Genomic DNA, 19,167 nt, shown 5'->3' with positions numbered 1-19,167 from the left:
GAAGTTTATAGTGGCGATCATGGAAACTTTCAGCAGTATTGAATGCTTTGTGCGCAGCGCCGAAGTCGGCAGCTTCGCCGAAGCGGCAAGGCGCTTGAGCCTGACCCCGGCGGCGGTGGGTAAAAGTGTCGCGAAGCTTGAGACGAGGCTGGGCGTGCGGTTGTTCCAGCGCAGCACTCGCAGCTTGGCGCTGACCGAGGCGGGCCAGCTGTTTTTGAGTCAGGTCAGTGCCAGTCTGACCACGATCCAGAACGCAGTGGCTAATCTGGCCAGTGTCGAAGGCCTGCCAGCGGGAACGTTGAAGGTCAGTATGGGCACCGTGTTCGGGCGTTTGTACATCGTACCTTTGCTGGAAGCGTTTTTACGTCGGTTTCCGGCGATCAACCCTGACTGGCATTTTGATAACCGTCAGGTCGATTTAATCGGGCAGGGGTTCGATGCAGCGATTGGCGGAGGATTTGAATTGCCCCAAGGCGTCGTCGCACGCAAATTGGCACCCGCGCATCGAGTGTTGGTGGCCTCTGCTGACTATCTGCAAAAGCACGAAGCGATCGTCGAGCCGGACGACCTGCAATATCACGATGGCATTCTGATTCGGTCGCCGCAAACCGGTCGAGTGCGCTCTTGGCAATTGGTCAGTAGTGGCAGTCAGCTCTGTCGAGCCCTGACCCTCAAGACGCGAATGACCATGAGCGATTCGGAGGCTGCCTGCGCCACAGCTGCGCAAGGCCTGGGGATTGCACTGGTGAGCATGCCGTTTGCGGTGGGTTATCTGGAGGCGGGCACATTGCAGCGTGTGTTGCCGGATTGGTTTGTCGATGACGGCAACATCTCGATCTACTACGCCGAGCATAAATTGTTGCCGGGCAAGACTCGGGCGTTTGTCGATTTTGTGATTGAGCAGTTTTTGGAGCAGGGGTTGGCGCAGCGGTTTAGTGCTGTTTGAGCAAGGCTTGGGACCGAGTTGCGGCCATCGCGGGCAAGCCACGCTCCCACAGGTTTCGCGTCGTACGCAAAGTGTGTGAGCAACGCAGAACCTGTGGGAGCGTGGCTTGCCCGCGATGAACGATAACGCGGATTACCGTGCAAACCGCCCCGGCCAGCCAATAATCGTCTTCGGCCGCGGCGTTGCGTAGGTGCGCACCTTGGACGTCGACAACCGCAATCGCACCAGCGATTCCGCAACCATCACCGCCGCCGTCACGCCATCCACCACCGGCACGCCCGTGCGCCGGCGAATCTGTTCATCAAGCCCGGCCATCCCGCCGCAACCCAGGCAGATCACCTCGGCCTTGTCCTGCGTCACCGCCAACTCAGCCTGATGGACGATTGCTTCCAGCGCGCGTTGCGGTTCGTGTTCCAGCTCCAGAACGGCCAGGCCACTGGCCCGCACCGACGCGCAGCGATCCCACAGCCCAGACAGTTTCAGTCGATCTTCGATCAACGGCACGGTGCGATCCAGCGTGGTCACCACCGAATAGGCATGGCCGAGAAACATCGCGGTGCTGGCCGCCGCATCGGTGATATCCACCACCGGCACGTTGAGCAATTCCTGCAAGCCTTCGCGACCGTGTTCGCCGTAACCGGCCTGAATCACCGCGTCGAACGGTTGGTCGTAGGCCATCACCCGGTCCATCACGGCGATGGCCGCCAGATAGCTTTCGAAGTTGCCTTCAATTGAGTCGGCGCCGAAGTAGGGCGTCAGGCCGACGATTTCCGTACCGGGTGACGCGACAGCCTGCGCCGAGCGGGCGATGGCATCGGTTATGGATTCGGTGGTGTTGACGTTGACCACGAGAATGCGCATGGAGAGTCCTTATAGCGGGCAGTTTGCGGCCCGAAGTGCGGGCCGCGAGGGAGTTAATGGCAGACGTTGTCGACAGCGATGCATTCGCCGCTGACGTCGGCGTAGTCAGGCTGGCGTTTGGCGATGATCAGATAGAGCAATCCGGCGATCCCGGCACCAATCAGCCAGGAGAACGGCGAAACACTGTGGAAACCCGGCACCAGCGCCAGGACGATGGCGATCAGCGCGGCAGGAATAAACGCCGCCACTGCACGGAAATTGACGCCGTGGCTGTAGTAATAAGCGCCGTTGGGATCTTCGCTATAGAGCTGCGGGACATTGATCCGGCCTTTGCGGATCAGCCAGTAGTCGACCATGATCACGCCGTACAACGGCCCGAGCAGGGCGCCGAGACCGGAGAGGAAATACACGATCACCAACGGACTGTTGTAGAGATTCCACGGCAGGATCAACACGGCGATGGCCGCGCTGATCAGCCCGGCGCGGCGGAAGGTCAGGTACTTCGGCGCCAGGTTACTGAGCACAAATGCCGGGGCGACGAAGTTGGCCATGATGTTCACCGCCACGGTGACGATCAGGAAGGCCAGGCAACCGAGGACCAGAAAGAAGGTATTGGGAATCGAGGCGATGATTTCGGTCGGGCTCTCGATGATCCGGCCGTTGATCTGAAACTGCGCGCCGCACAGCAGGACGGTAATCGCGGCGAATACCAGAATGTTCACCGGCAAACCCCAGAAATTTCCTACCTTGATGGTTTTTCGGCACGGCGAGGAGCGAGCGAAGTCGCAGAAATTGAGAATCAGCGTGCCATAGATCGCCAGCCACAACGCGCCGCCGGCAAAGATGTTGCGCCACATCTCACCACCGGTCAGCGGGTCGCGAGTCGACCAGGCGATGGTCGCGTTGGCCTGCGTGTACATCCAGGCGGCGAGGGCCGCGACGGTCACCAGAATCACCGGCCCGGCGAACGCTTCATAGCGGCGGACCATTTCCATGCCGTAGGCGAGGATCGCCAGTTGCACGAGCCAGATCACCACGAAACACACCCAACCCAACGTCGACAGCCCGAGGATCGAATTGTGGTCGTACTCGGCGAATCCGGGATGAACCGCCGTGAGCAAGACGCGAAATACCACCGATGCCAGATACGTCTGAATGCCGAACCAGGCGATGGCGATAACAGCACGGATCAACGCAGGAATTTGCGCCCCGTGGATGCCGAAACTGATCCGGCTGATGACCGGAAACGGCACACCGGTTTTCTGCCCCATGTACCCGGACAGGTTCATGAAGAAATACACCAGCGCCGCGCCGATCCCCAGCGACAGCAGAATCTGCCAGCCACCCAGGCCCAAGGCATACAGGCCAATGGCGAACGAGTAGTTGGCGATGTTGTGCACATCGTTGGTCCACAACGCGAAGATGCTGTATTTGCCCCAGCGTCGCCCCTCGGCCTTGGTCGGTGCCAGGTCGCTGTTGTGCAAGCGGGGGCTTAGTTGCAGCGGTTCGATCAGTCCATCGTGGGGGGAGGGGTGATCGAGTACAGAGGCGGGCAGATTCAGCGCGATGTTATTGGAGAGATTTGTACGCATTCCGGCAGGCTCCTGATGTTCAAGGCCGCGATGACTGTGCATAAGCCGTCAGGCTCGACAAATCTTCGTCGCGGCAGTGAAACCATCACAGGTTAGGGGCATCTGCAGCCTGTACGGGATAGGGCGCTTCAGGCTTGCGGATCGAAAGTGTGTTTATGTTTTGCAGTTTTGTATACAAAACATGTATGCACCAAAGCCAGATTTGTGCCAGTTACCCATCTATGAAATGCGCGGCTCATTTCTAAAAGTTATCGAAGATCCTTAAGTTGTTGAAAATAATTGGTTAAAAATTGACCGATTGAACAGGTATTTATTTTTTTCGAGGAATTTTGGCGGACGCCAGAGAGAAGGGAGTCGTGGAGCGCGTGTAACTTTTCAGGGCGCAGAAACAAAAAAGTGCACACATAAATGGCACCGATGGTGACATTCATGTGTACACATTTTTTAAGTCCCACAAAACACTGTAGGAGTGAGCCTGCTCGCGATAGCGGTGTATCAGCCAAAAAATTCATCGACTGGTACACCGCTATCGCGAGCAGGCTCACTCCTACAAGGGAAAATCAGCGTGGCAGGAATTTACGCTTTGCTAATGATATTCCCCGCATGCAACCCGCACTCCTTCTGGGTCGCTTCTTCCCACCACCAGCGGCCTTCGCGCTCATGCTGGTTCGGCAGGACAGGGCGGGTGCAGGGTTCGCAACCGATGCTGATGAAGCCACGTTCATGCAGGCTGTTGTACGGCAGCTCAAGCATGCGGATGTAGCCCCAGATCTCTTCGCTGGTCATCTGTGCCAGTGGGTTGAATTTGTACAGGGTACGTTCCGGTGTCGAGAATGCGCTGTCGATTTCCATCACGGCCACGGCACTGCGCGTGCCCGGGCTCTGGTCGCGGCGCTGGCCGGTGGCCCAGGCTTTGACGTCGGAGAGTTTGCGCCGCAGCGGCTCGATCTTGCGGATGCCGCAGCATTCGCCATGGCCGTCCTTGTAGAAACTGAACAGGCCTTTTTCCTTCACGAACGGTTCCAGTTTCGTGTAGTCCGGCGAGACGATTTCGATGTCGATCTTGTAGTGCTCGCGCACTTGCTCGATGAAGCGATAGGTTTCCGGGTGCAGGCGGCCGGTGTCGAGGCTGAACACTTTGACGTTCTTGTTCAGCTTCCAGGCCATGTCCACCAGCACCACATCCTCGGCGCCGCTGAAAGATATCCACAACTCATCGCCAAACTCGGCGAATGCGAGTTTCAGGATGTCCTGAGCGGATTTGTTGGCATAGGTCGTGGCGAGTTCCACGACATCGAACGTTGGGCTCATCAGGGCGGCTTCCTACAGGTCGGTGGCGCTGGGCGCTCTATATGGCGGCGATGGTAACAAAAAAGCTGCGCGAGTTGGCGCGCGCTGTGCGTTGCGCGGCCGTGGTGGAGCCGCTAGAGTTCGGCCTCGCTCGACTCAATAATCAATACAAACGGGAGTGTCTTGTGGAAATTGCTTGCCTGGATCTTGAAGGGGTGTTGGTGCCGGAAATCTGGATCGCTTTCGCCGAAAAAACCGGAATCGAATCCCTCAAGGCCACCACCCGGGACATTCCCGATTACGACGTGTTGATGAAGCAGCGCCTGCGCATCCTCGATGAACACGGCCTGAAGCTCTCGGACATCCAGGAAGTGATCGCCACGCTGAAGCCGCTGGACGGCGCGGTGGAGTTCGTCAACTGGCTGCGCGAGCGCTTCCAGGTGGTGATTCTGTCAGACACTTTCTACGAGTTTTCCCAGCCTCTGATGCGCCAGTTGGGCTTCCCGACGTTGCTTTGCCATCGTCTGATTACCGATGAAACCGGGCGGGTGACCAGCTATCAGTTGCGTCAGAAGGATCCCAAGCGCCAGTCGGTGCTGGCCTTCAAGAGCCTGTATTACCGGGTGATTGCGGCCGGTGATTCGTACAACGACACGACGATGCTGGGCGAGGCGGATGCGGGGATTCTGTTCCATGCGCCGGACAATGTGATCCGCGAGTTCCCGCAGTTTCCGGCGGTGCACACGTTTGCTGAACTGAAACAGGAATTCCTCAAGGCCTCGAATCGCGAACTGTCCCTGTAAACCCAATCCCTGTAGGAGCTGCCGCAGGCTGCGATCTTTGCTTTTTAAGATCAAAAGATCGCAGCCTTCGGCAGCTCCTACAGGGGGTTGTGGTGCTCAGAGGTTTTGCAGGGTTTCGAGGAGGATTTTCACTTTGGTAATCGACTCCTGATACTCCGCTTGCCAGTGCGAATCGGCAACAATCCCGCCGCCACCCCAGCAGCACACCTGCCCATCCTTGACCAACAGACTGCGAATCGCGATGGAGCTGTCCATCTCGCCGCGCACGTCCAGATACAGCAACGACCCGCAATACAAGCCGCGGCGGGTTGGCTCCAGTTCGTCGATGATCTGCATCGCACGAATCTTCGGCGCGCCGGTGATCGAGCCGCCGGGGAAGCTACCGGCGATCAGGTCTAATGCGTCGCGATCCTGCGCCAGTTCACCGGTCACGCTGCTGACCAGATGATGGACGTTGGGATAGCTCTCCAGACTGAACAACTCCGGCACCCGCACCGAACCGATGCGACAGGTGCGCCCCAGATCGTTGCGCAGCAGATCGACGATCATCAGGTTTTCCGCGCGGTCCTTGGGACTTGCCAGCAGTTCGGCAGCATTGGCGGCGTCTTCGGCCGGCGTCAGACCGCGTGGGCGGGTGCCTTTGATCGGACGGGTTTCCACCTGGCCCTGACTGACTTTGACGAAGCGTTCCGGCGACAGGCTTAACACCGCGCCACCGTCCGGCAAGCTCTGGAACCCGGAAAACGGCGTCGGGCAGGCTTCGCGCAGGGCGCAATAGGCCAGCCATGGATCGCCCTGGCAGGTAGCGCGGAAGCGCTGGGCGAAGTTGACCTGATAGCAGTCACCGGCCTGAATGTACTGCTGGATGCGTTCGAACGCCTGATGGTAATCGTCTGCCGAGAGGTCGGCGCTCATCGGATTGTTCAGTTTGAACGGGGCCAGCGAGTCAGCGGGCAGTTGAGTGAACAACGCAATCAGGCGCTGCTTTTCGCTGTCGACGATGGACGGGTGGAAAACCAGTTGGCTGGTAGCGGTCTGGTGATCGCTGATCAGCGCCCAGGCATATAGGCCAAATCGTGCGTCGGGCAATTGCAGATCATCTCGCGCCTGACTTGGCAGGTGTTCCAGATGTCGACCGAAGTCGTAGCTCAGGTAACCGATCAGCCCCCCGGCGAACGGCAGTTCATGCGTAGCGGGCAATTGCGCCTCACCCAAACGGCTCAGGTTATCGCGCAGACGTTGCAGGAAAAGGCTGCCGCTTTCGTCCGGCATGACGGCCAGTTGTTCCAGCGGCCAGGCGCTGAGCAAGTCATACCGGCCACGCTCGGCACTCGGCCGACCGCTGTCGAGCAGCACAGCGCCGGGGGCGTTGCGGATTGCCGCAAAGTAGTCGGCGGGATTGGCGCGGTAGGGCAGCGGGTGTACGGAGCAGGTCAACATGGGCGGGGCAGATCGGCCGTTGAAGCGGGGTGGGGATTGTAGTCCTCTGGGGAGCTTGCTCCTAGAGGGATGTCGGGGAATGGTAGATTGGCGGCAAGGTTGACTCGTGCGGTGGCAGGGAGTCCGCTATCGCGAGCAGGCTCACTCCTACATTGGAATGCGTTCCCCTGTAGGAGTGAGCCTGCTCGCGATGGCCGCGACTCGGTTTCGGCTCAGCCCTCTACCGCAGGAATATGCCCAAACATTTCCTGAGTAAACGCCACCCGCTCTTCAACCGACTCAGTCACCCCGCGCGCCTTCAATTCTTCCAGTCGCGCTTCCACCGCATGGGTACGCAACGTCAGGCCGCAATCATTGGCGATCTGGATATTCAGCCCCGGCCGCGCATTCAGCTCGAGAATCAGCGGACCTTTCTCCTGATCCAGCACCATGTCCACGCCGATATAACCCAGACCACACAGCTCATAACAACCGGCAGCGAGCTTCATGAAACCGTCCCAATAAGGCAGTTGCACGCCGTCTACTGCGTTGGTGGTGTCCGGGTGTTTGGTGATGATGTTGTTCAGCCAGGTGCCGCGCAGAGTCAGGCCTGTCGCCAGATCCACGCCGACGCCGATGGCGCCTTGGTGCAGGTTGGCCTTGCCGCCGGATTGACGGGTCGGCAGGCGCAACATCGCCATTACCGGATACCCCATCAACACAATGATGCGTATGTCTGGCACGCCTTCATAACTGATGCTTTTGAAGATCTGGTCCGGGGTCACGCGGTATTCGATCAGCGCGCGATCACGGTGGCCGCCCAGCGAGTACAGGCCGGTGAGGATGCTCGAGATGTGATGCTCGAGCTCTTCGTGGGCGAGGATCTTGCCCGAGACCGTGCGATAGCGGCCCTCGAAACGGTCGGCGATGACGATGATGCCGTCGCCGCCAGCGCCTTGTGCCGGCTTGATCACGAAGTCGCTGCGCCCGCCGATGATCTCGCCGAGTTTGTCGATTTCCTTCTCGGTGGAAATCACGCCATACAACTCCGGCACGTGAATGCCGGCCTCGATGGCGCGCTCCTTGGTGATGATCTTGTCATCGACGATCGGGTACAGACTGCGCTTGTTGTACTTGAGCACGTAGTCGGCGTTACGCCGATTGATGCCCATGATGCCCCGGGCTTCCAGGGCCTTCCAGGTCTTCCAGAAACCGAACATCAGCTGTCAGCCTTCTTCAGGAACGCCTTGAAACGCACCAGTTCGGTCAGGCGGTACCCGCGATAACGACCCATCGCCAGCATGAAGCCCACCAGAATCAGCAGGATCGCCGGGAAGGTGAACACGAAGTACACAAGCTCCGGCACGGTCATGATCAGGTGCGCCAGAGACGCTGCGAACAAGGTGCCGATCGCGACTTTCATCGCATGGCTGGCACCGCGTTCTTCCCAGGTGATCGACAGGCGTTCGATGGTCATGGTCAGAATCACCATCGGGAACAGCGCCACCGACAGGCCCCGCTCCAGACCCAGTTTGTGGCTGAACAGACTGATTGCCGCGATCAACACCACGACAAACGTCAGCACCACCGACAGTCGCGGCAGCATTTGCAGCTTCAGGTGTTCCAGATACGAGCGTAACGACAGGCCCAGCGCGGTAATCACGGTAAACAGCAGGATGCCAAACCCGAGCTGCGTTTCACGGAAGGCGAGGGCGATCAGCACCGGGGTAAACGTGCCGAGTGTCTGCAGGCCGATCAGGTTGCGCAGGATCAGGATCACCAGCACGCCGATCGGGATCATCACCATGATCATGAAGGTCTGCTGGGTTTGCAGCGGCAGGCCGTAGAGCGAGTATTCGAGGAAGTTGGCGTCAGTGTTTTCGTCAGTCAGCTTGGCCAGACGAATCGCGTTCATCTCGCTGTTGTTCAGGCTGAAGGTCACGTTGGCTTTTTTGCCGCCGTCGACGGTGATCAGGTTTTCATCGCCGGTCCACCACAGCAGACGGTCGGTCGGCAGGCCCTGTTCGCCGGTTTCCGGATTGAAGTACAGCCAGTCGGTGCCGTTGAAGCTGCGCAGCCACAGTTCAGGCGTTTGCGGCTGATCGGCGACGAGGCGGATGGTGTGGACTTTTTCCACCGGGACGTGGGCGATGGACAGCAGCAGCTCGACGATCTTGGCTTTGTGCGGCGTCGATGGATCGCCAGCCAGCAGCAGTTTGACGTTGTCGTCGTTGACGTTGTTGACGCGCTTGATCGCTTCGCCGATGAAGGTTTCAACGTCGGCCGAGTGCTGGCGGATTGGTGCGAGCAGCGATTCGGCGGCGATTTTTTCCGGGCCTTCGATGACCATGCTGTCGCGGAAGGTCGGGCCTTTGGTCTTGGTTTTTTCTGCGGTGTAACGCTTGGTCAGTACCAGACGGTAATAAAGGGTCTGATTGCCCTTGGCGCGTCGCGCCGACCAGGTCACTTTGCGGTTGCCGTCGACGCGGTTCACCGACACGCCGTAGTTATTGGAGATGAAGCTCTCGTTGAGGCTGACGTAATCGCGGCTCAGCGGCGGCACGAACATCTGGATCTTCACCGGGTCTTTGGTGCTGGCGACGAACTCGACTTTGGCGTCGATGTTCCACAAGTCGTCGGTGGCGTCTTCGGTCACCGGGATGCCGAGTACGAAAATCTGATAGGCCGTAACCGAAACGCCCAGGAGCACCAGAATGGTGATCAGGATTTTCAGGTGGAAGGTTAGAGAACGCATGGAAATTACTCGGCGGTATGAGCGGCGATGGTGCAAGCGGGTTTGCCTGCAGCGTATTTAAGACTGGGGTCGACCAGCGCGTCGAAGCGTTTCAGCGCTTCGGAACCGATCAAAAGCGGGTATTGGAACGCACTTCGGTCGGTCAGGTTCACTTCGATGCTGCGCATTGCCGAACCCATGCAGATATCCAGTTCGATCACCGGGCGCGCGGTGTACTTTTTGCCTTCTTCCGGGTCGTAGTCGCCGGCGCGGCGCTTGATCTTGCTGACGCGGGCCAGCGGGCGTTCGATCGGGTGCGAATGCGCGGCGTCGATCGCCAGGTAGAAACGTACCCAGGACTCACCATTGCGCTTGAAGCGTTTGATGTCGCGGGCACTCAGCGAGGCGGTTTTCGCGCCGGTGTCGAGTTTGGCCGCGACTTCCAGATTGATGCCGTCAAGCGAAGCGTATTCGTTGAGGCCGTACACGGTTTTTTCCCCCGCGGCGGCTAGGCCGGGCAGGCAAAACAGGGCGAAGAATGTGGGAAAAGGCTTGAGTCTCATAAATCCTGGTGCGCAGCGTTCCGTTTTCGGTTCAGGTGCCTGGCAAAACTTGCGCAGGTCCCTTCGTGTGCCTTTCAGCTTTTTATGACAAGCCGTACAAATGGCCAGCAAATGCGGGCGGCATTCTAGCACGGTGGGTTTATGGCGCCAGCGCTTGGGCCGGTCTATAAAAGATCAATAGATCGCAGCCTTCGGCAGCTCCTGCATTGGATTTGCGTGCGCCCTGTAGGAGCTGTCGAAGGCTGCGATCTTTTCCGGTTATTAGACGATTGTCGACAATACCTATTTATCCTTTGACTGATTCGGCCGAATTCGCTAGTTTTTGCCGCATTGGATTTCAAGGTGTCGACAATCATGCTGGATCAACTCGATCCCCCGGTCATCAGCGGCGACGATTCCGAGACGCTCTCGGAAAACGTCTTTCGACGCATTCAGGCGGCTATCGTCAGAGGTGAGATTGCTCCGGGTAGCAAGATCTCCGAGCCTGAGCTGGCACGCACCTATGGCATCAGCCGTGGGCCGTTGCGTGAGGCGATCCACCGTCTGGAAGGTCAGCGCCTGCTGGTGCGCGTGCCGCACGTCGGTGCGCGAGTGGTATCGCTGAGCCACGCCGAATTGCTGGAACTCTACGAAATCCGCGAATCCCTCGAAGGCATGGCCTGTCGTCTGGCGGCTGAACGCATGAGCGTCGAAGAAATCGATGAGCTGCGTCGGGTGCTGGAAACCCACGAGCGCGATGCCGCATTTCAGGCAGGCGTCGGCTACTACCAGCAGGAAGGCGATTTCGACTTCCACTACCGCATCATCCAGGGCAGCGGTAACCGCACGCTGACGCAGATGCTCTGCGGCGAGCTCTATCAACTGGTGCGCATGTACCGCATCCAGTTCTCGACCACGCCGAACCGCCCGCGCCAGGCCTTCGCCGAACACCACCGGATTCTCGATGCCATCGCCGACCGTGACGGCGAACTCGCGGAATTGTTGATGCGCCGTCATATCGGCGCCTCGAAACGCAACATCGCCCGTCATTACCAGGACGGCGCCCACAATAAGACAGCCACTGAACGAGGTGAGTCATGAGTTCCAACCCGAACACTCCAGGCCAGCGTTTCCGCGATGCGGTCGCCAGCGAGCACCCTTTGCAGGTGGTCGGTGCGATCAACGCCAACCACGCGCTGTTGGCCAAACGAGCCGGTTTCAAGGCGATCTACTTGTCCGGTGGCGGGGTGGCCGCAGGTTCCCTCGGCGTGCCGGATCTGGGCATCACCGGTCTGGATGACGTGCTCACCGACGTACGGCGCATCACCGACGTCTGCGACTTGCCGCTTTTGGTGGATGTCGACACCGGTTTCGGTTCTTCGGCCTTCAACGTGGCGCGTACCGTCAAATCGATGATCAAGTTCGGCGCGGCGGCGATCCACATCGAAGACCAGGTCGGCGCCAAGCGCTGCGGCCATCGTCCGAATAAAGAGATCGTCAGCCAGCAGGAAATGGTCGACCGCATCAAGGCTGCCGTCGATGCCCGTACTGACGACAGCTTCGTGATCATGGCGCGTACCGATGCGCTGGCCGTTGAAGGTCTGGAGTCTGCACTGGATCGCGCCGCGGCGTGCATCGAGGCCGGCGCCGACATGATCTTCCCGGAAGCCATCACCGAGCTTGAGATGTACAAGCTATTCGCGAACCGCGTGAAAGCGCCGATTCTGGCCAACATCACCGAGTTCGGCGCAACGCCGCTGTACACCACCGAGCAACTGGCCGGCGCCGATGTATCGCTGGTGCTGTATCCGCTGTCGGCGTTCCGCGCGATGAACAAGGCTGCGGAAAATGTCTACACCGCGATCCGCCGCGACGGCACGCAGCAGAATGTCATCGACACCATGCAGACTCGCATGGAGCTCTACGATCGCATCGATTACCACACGTTCGAGCAGAAGCTCGATGCGTTGTTTGCGGCGAAAAAATGAAGATCAAAAGATCGCAGCCTCGTTTCACTCGACAGCTCCTACATGGATATCTGTAGAAGCTGCCGCAGGCTGCGATCTTTTACAAACAACACCGAAATTGCAGATTCCCTAACAAATTCAAAAATTGGAGACAGCAATGGCCGAAGCAAAAGTACTCAGTGGCGCCGGGCTCCGGGGCCAGGTTGCCGGGCAAACCGCACTGTCCACCGTAGGCCAGGCCGGTGCCGGGCTGACCTATCGCGGCTACGACGTGCGCGAACTGGCAGCCGATGCGCAATTTGAAGAAGTGGCGTACCTGCTGTTGTACGGCGAACTGCCGACCCAGGCCGAGCTCGACGCTTATCAAGGCAAACTGAGCAAGCTGCGCGACCTGCCGCAAGCGCTGAAAGAAGTGCTGGAACGCATCCCCGCCGACGCCCACCCGATGGACGTGATGCGCACCGGTTGCTCGTTCCTTGGCAACATCGAACCGGAGAAGGACTTCTCCGAGCAGCAGGACAAGACTGACCGTCTGCTGGCCGGGTTCCCGGCGATCATGTGCTACTGGTATCGCTTCAGCCACGATGGCAAACGCATCAACTGCGTGACCGATGAACAATCCATCGGCGGCCACTTCCTGCACTTGCTGCACGACAAGAAGCCGAGCGAACTGCACGTCAAAGTGATGAACGTGTCGCTGATTCTCTACGCCGAACACGAATTCAACGCCTCGACCTTCACCGCCCGCGTTTGCGCGTCGACCCTGTCCGATCTGTATTCCTGCGTCACTGCGGCCATCGGTTCGTTGCGCGGCCCGCTGCACGGCGGCGCCAACGAAGCGGCGATGGAAATGATCGAGCGCTTCTCAACGCCCGAAGACGCGATCAAAGGCACCCTCGGCATGCTCGAGCGCAAAGACAAGATCATGGGCTTCGGCCACGCTATCTATAAGGACAGCGATCCGCGCAACGAGGTGATCAAGGGTTGGGCGAAAAAGCTCTCTGATGAAGTCGGTGACAAGGTGCTGTTCGCGGTTTCCGAAGCCATCGACAAGACCATGTGGGAGCAGAAGAAACTGTTCCCGAACGCCGACTTCTACCATGCCTCGGCGTACCACTTCATGGGCATCCCGACCAAGCTGTTCACACCGATCTTCGTCTGCTCGCGCCTGACCGGCTGGGCCGCGCACGTGTTCGAACAACGCGCCAACAACCGCATCATCCGCCCAAGCGCCGAATACGTCGGCGTAGAACAGCGCAAGTTCGTGCCAATCGAACGTCGCTGAATGGTGAGCTGATCCCGACCTTGAGCCACACCGAAAACCCTGTAGGAGCTGCCGAAGGCTGCGATCTTTTGATTTTGAGTTTTAGAAGCAAGATCAAAGGATCGCAGCCTTCGGCAGCTCCTACAGGGAATCGGGGTCGGTTCAGGGTTGGTGTCAGCACCCACCCTTTGAAACTCCCGTGACCCGAGTCCTGACCCGATGAACACAGAATTTCGCAAGAACCTGCCCGGCACTCCGCTGGATTACTTCGACGTCCGTGCGGCTGTCGATGCGATCCAGCCCGGCGCCTACGACACCCTGCCGTACACCTCGCGCGTGCTGGCGGAAAACCTTGTGCGTCGCTGCGACCCGGCCACGCTGACCGAATCCCTGAAGCAATTCATCGAGCGCAAGCGCGACCTCGATTTCCCGTGGTTCCCGGCGCGGGTTGTCTGCCATGACATTCTCGGTCAGACCGCACTGGTCGACCTCGCCGGTCTGCGTGACGCGATTGCCTCGCAGGGCGGTGATCCGGCGCAAGTCAATCCGGTGGTGCCGACGCAACTGATTGTCGACCACTCGCTGGCGGTCGAGGCGGGGGGCTTTGATGCGCAGGCGTTCGAGAAGAATCGCGCCATCGAAGATCGTCGCAATGAAGACCGTTTCCATTTCATCAACTGGACCAAAAAAGCCTTCAAAAACGTTGATGTGATCCCGCCAGGCAACGGCATCATGCACCAGATCAACCTGGAGAAAATGTCTCCGGTGATTCAGGTGCGTGACGGCGTGGCGTTCCCCGACACTTGCGTCGGTACCGACAGCCACACCCCGCACGTCGATGCGCTGGGCGTGATCGCCATCGGCGTCGGCGGCCTCGAAGCCGAGAGCGTAATGCTCGGCCGCGCCTCGTGGATGCGTCTGCCGGAAAGCGTCGGCGTCGAATTGACCGGCAAGCTGCAACCGGGCATCACCGCCACCGACATGGTGCTGGCGCTGACCGAGTACCTGCGCAAGCAGAAAGTCGTCGGTGCATGGTTGGAGTTCTTCGGTGAAGGCGCTGCCGCGCTGACCCTCGGCGACCGCGCGACCATCTCCAACATGGCCCCGGAATACGGCGCCACCGCGGCGATGTTCTATATCGACCAGCAGACCATCGATTACCTCAAGCTCACCGGTCGTGAAGACCAACAAGTGCAGCTTGTCGAGCACTACGCCAAGACCACCGGTCTGTGGGCCGACAGCCTCAAAGGCGCGCAATACGAGCGTGGCCTGACCTTCGATTTGTCATCGGTAGTGCGCAACATGGCCGGGCCGAGCAACCCGCACGCTCGCGTAGCAACCTCGGATCTGGCGGCCAAAGGTATTTCCGGTCAGTGGGATGACGTGCCGGGGCAAATGCCCGATGGTGCGGTGATCATCGCGGCCATCACCAGTTGCACCAACACCAGCAATCCGCGCAACGTGATTGCCGCCGGCCTGATCGCGCGCAATGCCAACCGACTCGGATTGACGCGCAAACCGTGGGTCAAATCCTCGCTGGCGCCGGGCTCGAAAACCGTGGCGCTGTACCTCGACGAAGCCGGGCTGACCACCGAACTGGAACAACTCGGTTTCGGCGTCGTGGCGTTCGCCTGCACCACGTGCAACGGCATGTCCGGCGCACTGGACCCGGTGATCCAGCAGGAAATCATCGACCGCGATCTGTATGCGACTGCCGTGCTCTCGGGCAACCGCAACTTCGACGGCCGCATCCACCCGTACGCCAAGCAGGCCTTCCTCGCTTCGCCGCCGCTGGTGGTTGCTTACGCGATTGCCGGGACCATCCGTTTCGACATCGAGAAAGATGTCTTGGGCGTGGTCGACGGCAAGGAAATTCGCCTCAAGGACATCTGGCCGAGCGACGAAGAAATCGACGCCGTGGTGAAGTCTTCGGTCAAGCCTGAGCAGTTCCGTCAGGTCTACATCCCGATGTTCGCCATCCATGAAGACACCGGTCCTAAAGTCACACCGCTGTACGACTGGCGCGAGATGAGCACCTACATTCGCCGCCCGCCGTATTGGGAAGGCGCACTGGCCGGCGCGCGTCCGCTCAAGGGCATGCGCCCACTGGCGGTGCTGCCGGACAACATCACCACCGATCACCTGTCGCCGTCGAACGCGATCATGCTCGACAGCGCCGCCGGCGAATACCTGGCGAAAATGGGCTTGCCGGAAGAGGACTTCAACTCCTACGCCACCCACCGTGGCGACCACTTGACCGCCCAGCGCGCGACGTTTGCCAACCCGAAACTGTTCAACGAGATGGTCGTGGAAAACGGCAAGGTCAAACAGGGTTCGCTGGCCCGTGTCGAGCCGGAAGGCAAGGTGATGCGCATGTGGGAAGCCATCGAAACCTACATGGAACGCAAGCAGCCGCTGATCATCATCGCCGGTGCCGATTACGGTCAGGGTTCATCCCGCGACTGGGCGGCCAAAGGCGTGCGTCTGGCGGGTGTCGAGGCGATTGCTGCGGAAGGATTCGAGCGTATCCATCGCACCAACCTGGTGGGCATGGGCGTGTTGCCGCTGGAGTTCAAGGCGGGCACCGACCGTCACACCCTGGCCATCGACGGCAGCGAAACCTACGACGTGATTGGCGAGCGCAAACCGCGCGCCGACCTGACGCTGGTGATCCATCGCAAGAATGGCGAGCGCGTCGACGTGCCGGTGACCTGCCGCCTCGATACCGCTGAAGAAGTGTCGATCTACGAGGCCGGCGGCGTGTTGCAACGCTTCGCTCAGGACTTCCTCGAAGAGTCGGCGGTTGCCGTTTAAATCATCGGATGTGGGCATGGGACTTCAAGTCCCATGCCTTCGCTAAGGATCACCATGGTTCACGTTCCGCAAATCAAGATTCCCGCCACCTACATGCGCGGCGGTACCAGCAAAGGCGTGTTCTTCAGCCTGAAAGATTTGCCTGAAGCGGCGCAGGTTCCAGGCCCCGCCCGCGACGCCTTGCTGCTACGCGTGATCGGCAGCCCCGACCCGTACGACAAGCAAATCGACGGCATGGGCGGCGCCACTTCAAGCACCAGCAAAACCGTTATCCTGTCGAAAAGCACTAAGGCGGATCACGACGTCGATTACCTGTTCGGCCAGGTCTCCATCGACAAGCCGTTCGTGGACTGGAGCGGCAACTGCGGCAACCTGTCGGCGGCGGTCGGTTCATTTGCGATCAGCAATGCCCTGGTCGACGCCAGCCGCATTCCGCACAACGGTATCGCCGTGGTGCGCGTGTGGCAGGCCAATATCGGCAAAACCATCATCGCCCACGTGCCGATCACCAACGGTGAAGTGCAGGAAACCGGTGATTTCGAACTCGACGGCGTGACCTTTCCAGCGGCCGAAGTGCAGGTGGAGTTCATGGATCCGGCGGCAGAAGAAGAGGGCGGTGGCGGCTCGATGTTCCCCACCGGCAACCTGATTGATGAGCTGGAAGTGCCGGGTGTTGGCACGTTCAAGGCGACCATGATCAATGCGGGTATTCCGACGATTTTCGTCAACGCCGAAGACATCGGTTACACCGGCACCGAACTGCAAAGTGCGATCAACAGCGACCCGAAAGCCTTGCAGACGTTCGAGACCATCCGCGCTTATGGCGCTTTGCGCATGGGCTTGATCTCGAATCTCGATGAAGCGGCCAAGCGCCAACACACGCCGAAAGTCGCGTTCGTCGCCAAGCCTTTGGATTACGTGGCGTCGAGTGGCAAAGCAGTTGGCATTGGTGATGTCGATTTGCTGGTGCGTGCGTTGTCGATGGGCAAGTTGCATCACGCGATGATGGGCACGGCTGCGGTCGCCATCGGTACTGCGGCGGCCATTTCCGGCACATTGGTAAACCTTGCGGCTGGCGGTGTTGAGCGCAGCGCTGTGCGCTTCGGCCATCCTTCCGGCACGTTGCGCGTGGGCGCCGAGGCCAGTCTGGAAAACGGTGAGTGGGTGGTGAAAAAAGCCATCATGAGCCGCAGTGCGCGCGTCCTGATGGAAGGCTATGTGCGCGTCCCTGGTGATTCCTTCTAAGCGACAACTTCCCCTGTAGGAGCTGCCGAAGGCTCGGGCCGCGATCGGACGATCTTTTGATCTGGTTCTTAAAGGAAAGATCAAAAGATCGCAGCCTTCGGCAGCTCCTACATGGGGGTCGCATTTCAATTCTAAAAGTCCATTGCCTGAACCGAGGTCCCATCAACGAACCACTTAAAGAGTGAATCGAACATGAGCGCCAACGTCGACCTGAACAACCGCCCCGACTACGACCGTGTCCTGCAGGACATCGCCGACTACGTCCTGACCTTCAAAGTTGAATCCACCGAAGCCCTGAACACCGCCCGCCACTGCCTGATGGACACGCTGGGTTGCGGTCTGCTGGCGCTGCGTTTTCCCGAATGCACCAAGCACCTTGGCCCCATCGTCGAAGGCACCGTCGTGCCGTTTGGCGCTAGAGTGCCGGGCACCAGCTATCGCCTTGATCCGGTGAAAGCCGCGTGGGATATCGGCTGTATCGTGCGCTGGCTCGACTACAACGACACCTGGCTCGCCGCCGAGTGGGGGCATCCGTCGGACAACCTCGGCGCAATTCTCGCGGTGGCCGATCATCTCTCGCAGAAGCGCTTGGCCAACGCTGAAGCAGCGCTGACGATTCGTGAGGTGCTGGAAGCAATGATCATGGCTCACGAGATTCAGGGCGTCATTGCCCTGGAAAACTCCTTCAACCGCGTAGGACTTGATCACGTCATTCTGGTGAAAGTCGCCTCGACCGCCGTGACCGCCAAACTGATGGGCGCCAATCGTGAGCAGATGTTGTCGGCGCTGTCCCATGCATTCGCCGACGGTCAGGCGCTGCGCACCTACCGTCATGCACCGAATGCTGGCTCGCGAAAATCCTGGGCAGCGGGGGATGCGTCCAGCCGTGGCGTGCGTCTGGCCGACATCGCCATGCGCGGCGAAATGGGCATTCCCGGTGTGTTGAGTGCCAAGCAGTGGGGTTTTTACGACGTACTGTTCAGCCACACCAACAGCGATCTGGCGTTGAAGCCGCAAGACAAACGCGCCTTCGCTTTCTCACGGCCATTCGGCAGTTATGTGATGGAAAACGTCCTGTTCAAGATCAGCTTCCCCGCCGAGTTCCACGCGCAAACCGCGTGTGAAGCCGCGGTGACGTTGCATCCGCAGGTGCGCAATCGTCTGCACGAAATCGAGCGAATCGTCATCACCACCCACGAATCGGCGATCCGCATTATTTCCAAGGTCGGGCCGCTGGCCAACGCTGCCGACCGCGATCACTGCATTCAATACATGACCGCTGTGCCGTTGGCCTTCGGCAACCTGATCGCCGAGCAATACGAGGACGATTTCCACAAAGCGCATCCGATCATCGATGTGCTGCGCGAGAAAATGCTTATTGTCGAAGAGCCGCGTTTCAGCCGCGAATACCTCGAGGCCGACAAGCGCTCGATTGCCAACGCCGTGCAGGTGTTTTTCAAGGACGGCACCAGCACTGACAACGTCGTGGTGGAATACCCGATCGGCCATCGCCGCCGCCGTGCGCAGGGCATTCCTTTGCTGGAAGACAAGTTCAAGGCGAACCTGGCAACACGCTTCACCGGCCAGCGCAGCGCCGAGATCTTCGCGCTGTGCAAAGATCAGTCGCGGCTGGAAGCCACTCCCGTAAACCGCTTCGTAGACCTTTTCGTGATCTGACGCAAACCCTGTA

General features: G+C 59.5%; 15 protein-coding genes. 8 read left to right on the top strand and 7 right to left on the bottom strand.

Features of this window, described 5'->3' with window-relative positions; all coding sequences use genetic code 11:
• The first annotated feature begins 19 nt into the window (after positions 1–19).
• Positions 20–946, top strand: coding sequence for a LysR family transcriptional regulator (locus ICA15_RS02470; RefSeq protein ID WP_210553613.1), 927 nt, complete (start codon positions 20–22; stop codon positions 944–946).
• 132 nt (positions 947–1,078) lie between these two features.
• Here ICA15_RS02470 and ICA15_RS02465 read toward each other — a convergent pair whose 3' ends face one another.
• From ICA15_RS02465 to ICA15_RS02455, 3 genes are all read right to left on the bottom strand, one after another.
• Positions 1,079–1,807, bottom strand: a complete 729-nt coding sequence (locus tag ICA15_RS02465; RefSeq protein ID WP_150601325.1) for an aspartate/glutamate racemase family protein — start codon at positions 1,805–1,807, stop codon at positions 1,079–1,081.
• A gap of 53 nt (positions 1,808–1,860) precedes the next feature.
• Complete coding sequence (locus ICA15_RS02460; protein ID WP_210553612.1) at positions 1,861–3,399, bottom strand: NCS1 family nucleobase:cation symporter-1; 1,539 nt, start codon at positions 3,397–3,399, stop codon at positions 1,861–1,863.
• 576 nt (positions 3,400–3,975) lie between these two features.
• Complete coding sequence (locus ICA15_RS02455) at positions 3,976–4,710, bottom strand: phosphoadenylyl-sulfate reductase (protein WP_150616752.1); 735 nt, start codon at positions 4,708–4,710, stop codon at positions 3,976–3,978.
• 164 nt (positions 4,711–4,874) lie between these two features.
• Between ICA15_RS02455 and thrH the strand changes: the two genes are divergently transcribed.
• On the top strand, positions 4,875–5,492 hold the full coding sequence (thrH, locus tag ICA15_RS02450) for a bifunctional phosphoserine phosphatase/homoserine phosphotransferase ThrH (RefSeq protein WP_150601328.1): 618 nt from the start codon (positions 4,875–4,877) through the stop codon (positions 5,490–5,492).
• A gap of 96 nt (positions 5,493–5,588) precedes the next feature.
• Here thrH and pabB read toward each other — a convergent pair whose 3' ends face one another.
• From pabB to ICA15_RS02430, 4 genes are all read right to left on the bottom strand, one after another.
• Positions 5,589–6,932 (bottom strand): aminodeoxychorismate synthase component I, encoded by a 1,344-nt coding sequence (gene pabB, locus ICA15_RS02445; protein ID WP_210553611.1) that lies wholly within the window; start codon positions 6,930–6,932, stop codon positions 5,589–5,591.
• Positions 6,933–7,144: 212 nt separating this feature from the next.
• Entirely contained in the window at positions 7,145–8,131 is a 987-nt protein-coding gene (locus ICA15_RS02440) for an alpha-L-glutamate ligase-like protein (protein WP_150601330.1), read from the bottom strand.
• On the bottom strand, positions 8,131–9,666 hold the full coding sequence (locus tag ICA15_RS02435; protein ID WP_150601331.1) for an inactive transglutaminase family protein: 1,536 nt from the start codon (positions 9,664–9,666) through the stop codon (positions 8,131–8,133). Before ICA15_RS02435 ends, ICA15_RS02440 begins: the two co-directional genes overlap by 1 nt.
• Positions 9,667–9,671: 5 nt before the next feature.
• Positions 9,672–10,208, bottom strand: coding sequence for an ATP-dependent zinc protease (locus tag ICA15_RS02430; protein WP_016983749.1), 537 nt, complete (start codon positions 10,206–10,208; stop codon positions 9,672–9,674).
• Positions 10,209–10,565: 357 nt separating this feature from the next.
• Here ICA15_RS02430 and ICA15_RS02425 point away from each other — a divergent pair, with 357 nt between their 5' ends.
• From ICA15_RS02425 to prpD, 6 genes are all read left to right on the top strand, one after another.
• Positions 10,566–11,288 carry a GntR family transcriptional regulator gene (locus tag ICA15_RS02425; RefSeq protein WP_181818557.1) on the top strand — a complete coding sequence of 241 codons (723 nt, stop codon included), beginning with the start codon at positions 10,566–10,568 and terminating at the stop codon, positions 11,286–11,288.
• Entirely contained in the window at positions 11,285–12,175 is an 891-nt protein-coding gene (prpB, locus tag ICA15_RS02420) for a methylisocitrate lyase (RefSeq protein WP_150601332.1), read from the top strand. Before ICA15_RS02425 ends, prpB begins: the two co-directional genes overlap by 4 nt.
• A 136-nt stretch (positions 12,176–12,311) precedes the next feature.
• Complete coding sequence (gene prpC / locus ICA15_RS02415) at positions 12,312–13,439, top strand: 2-methylcitrate synthase (RefSeq protein ID WP_210553610.1); 1,128 nt, start codon at positions 12,312–12,314, stop codon at positions 13,437–13,439.
• Between the two features lie 198 nt (positions 13,440–13,637).
• A complete protein-coding gene (gene acnD / locus ICA15_RS02410) occupies positions 13,638–16,232 on the top strand; it encodes a Fe/S-dependent 2-methylisocitrate dehydratase AcnD (protein ID WP_150616749.1) in 2,595 nt (864 codons plus the stop codon).
• Between the two features lie 54 nt (positions 16,233–16,286).
• The gene (prpF, locus tag ICA15_RS02405) at positions 16,287–17,477 is read left to right on the top strand and encodes a 2-methylaconitate cis-trans isomerase PrpF (RefSeq protein ID WP_210553908.1); all 1,191 of its coding nucleotides are present in this window, start codon (positions 16,287–16,289) and stop codon (positions 17,475–17,477) included.
• A 192-nt stretch (positions 17,478–17,669) separates the two neighbouring features.
• A complete protein-coding gene (gene prpD / locus ICA15_RS02400; protein WP_210553609.1) occupies positions 17,670–19,154 on the top strand; it encodes a 2-methylcitrate dehydratase in 1,485 nt (494 codons plus the stop codon).
• The last annotated feature ends 13 nt before the right edge of the window (positions 19,155–19,167 follow it).

The organism is Pseudomonas sp. P116 (assembly GCF_020149425.1).
Classification (GTDB): Bacteria; Pseudomonadota; Gammaproteobacteria; order Pseudomonadales; family Pseudomonadaceae; genus Aquipseudomonas; species Aquipseudomonas anatoliensis.
This window is presented reverse-complemented; position numbering and strand designations above follow the sequence as displayed.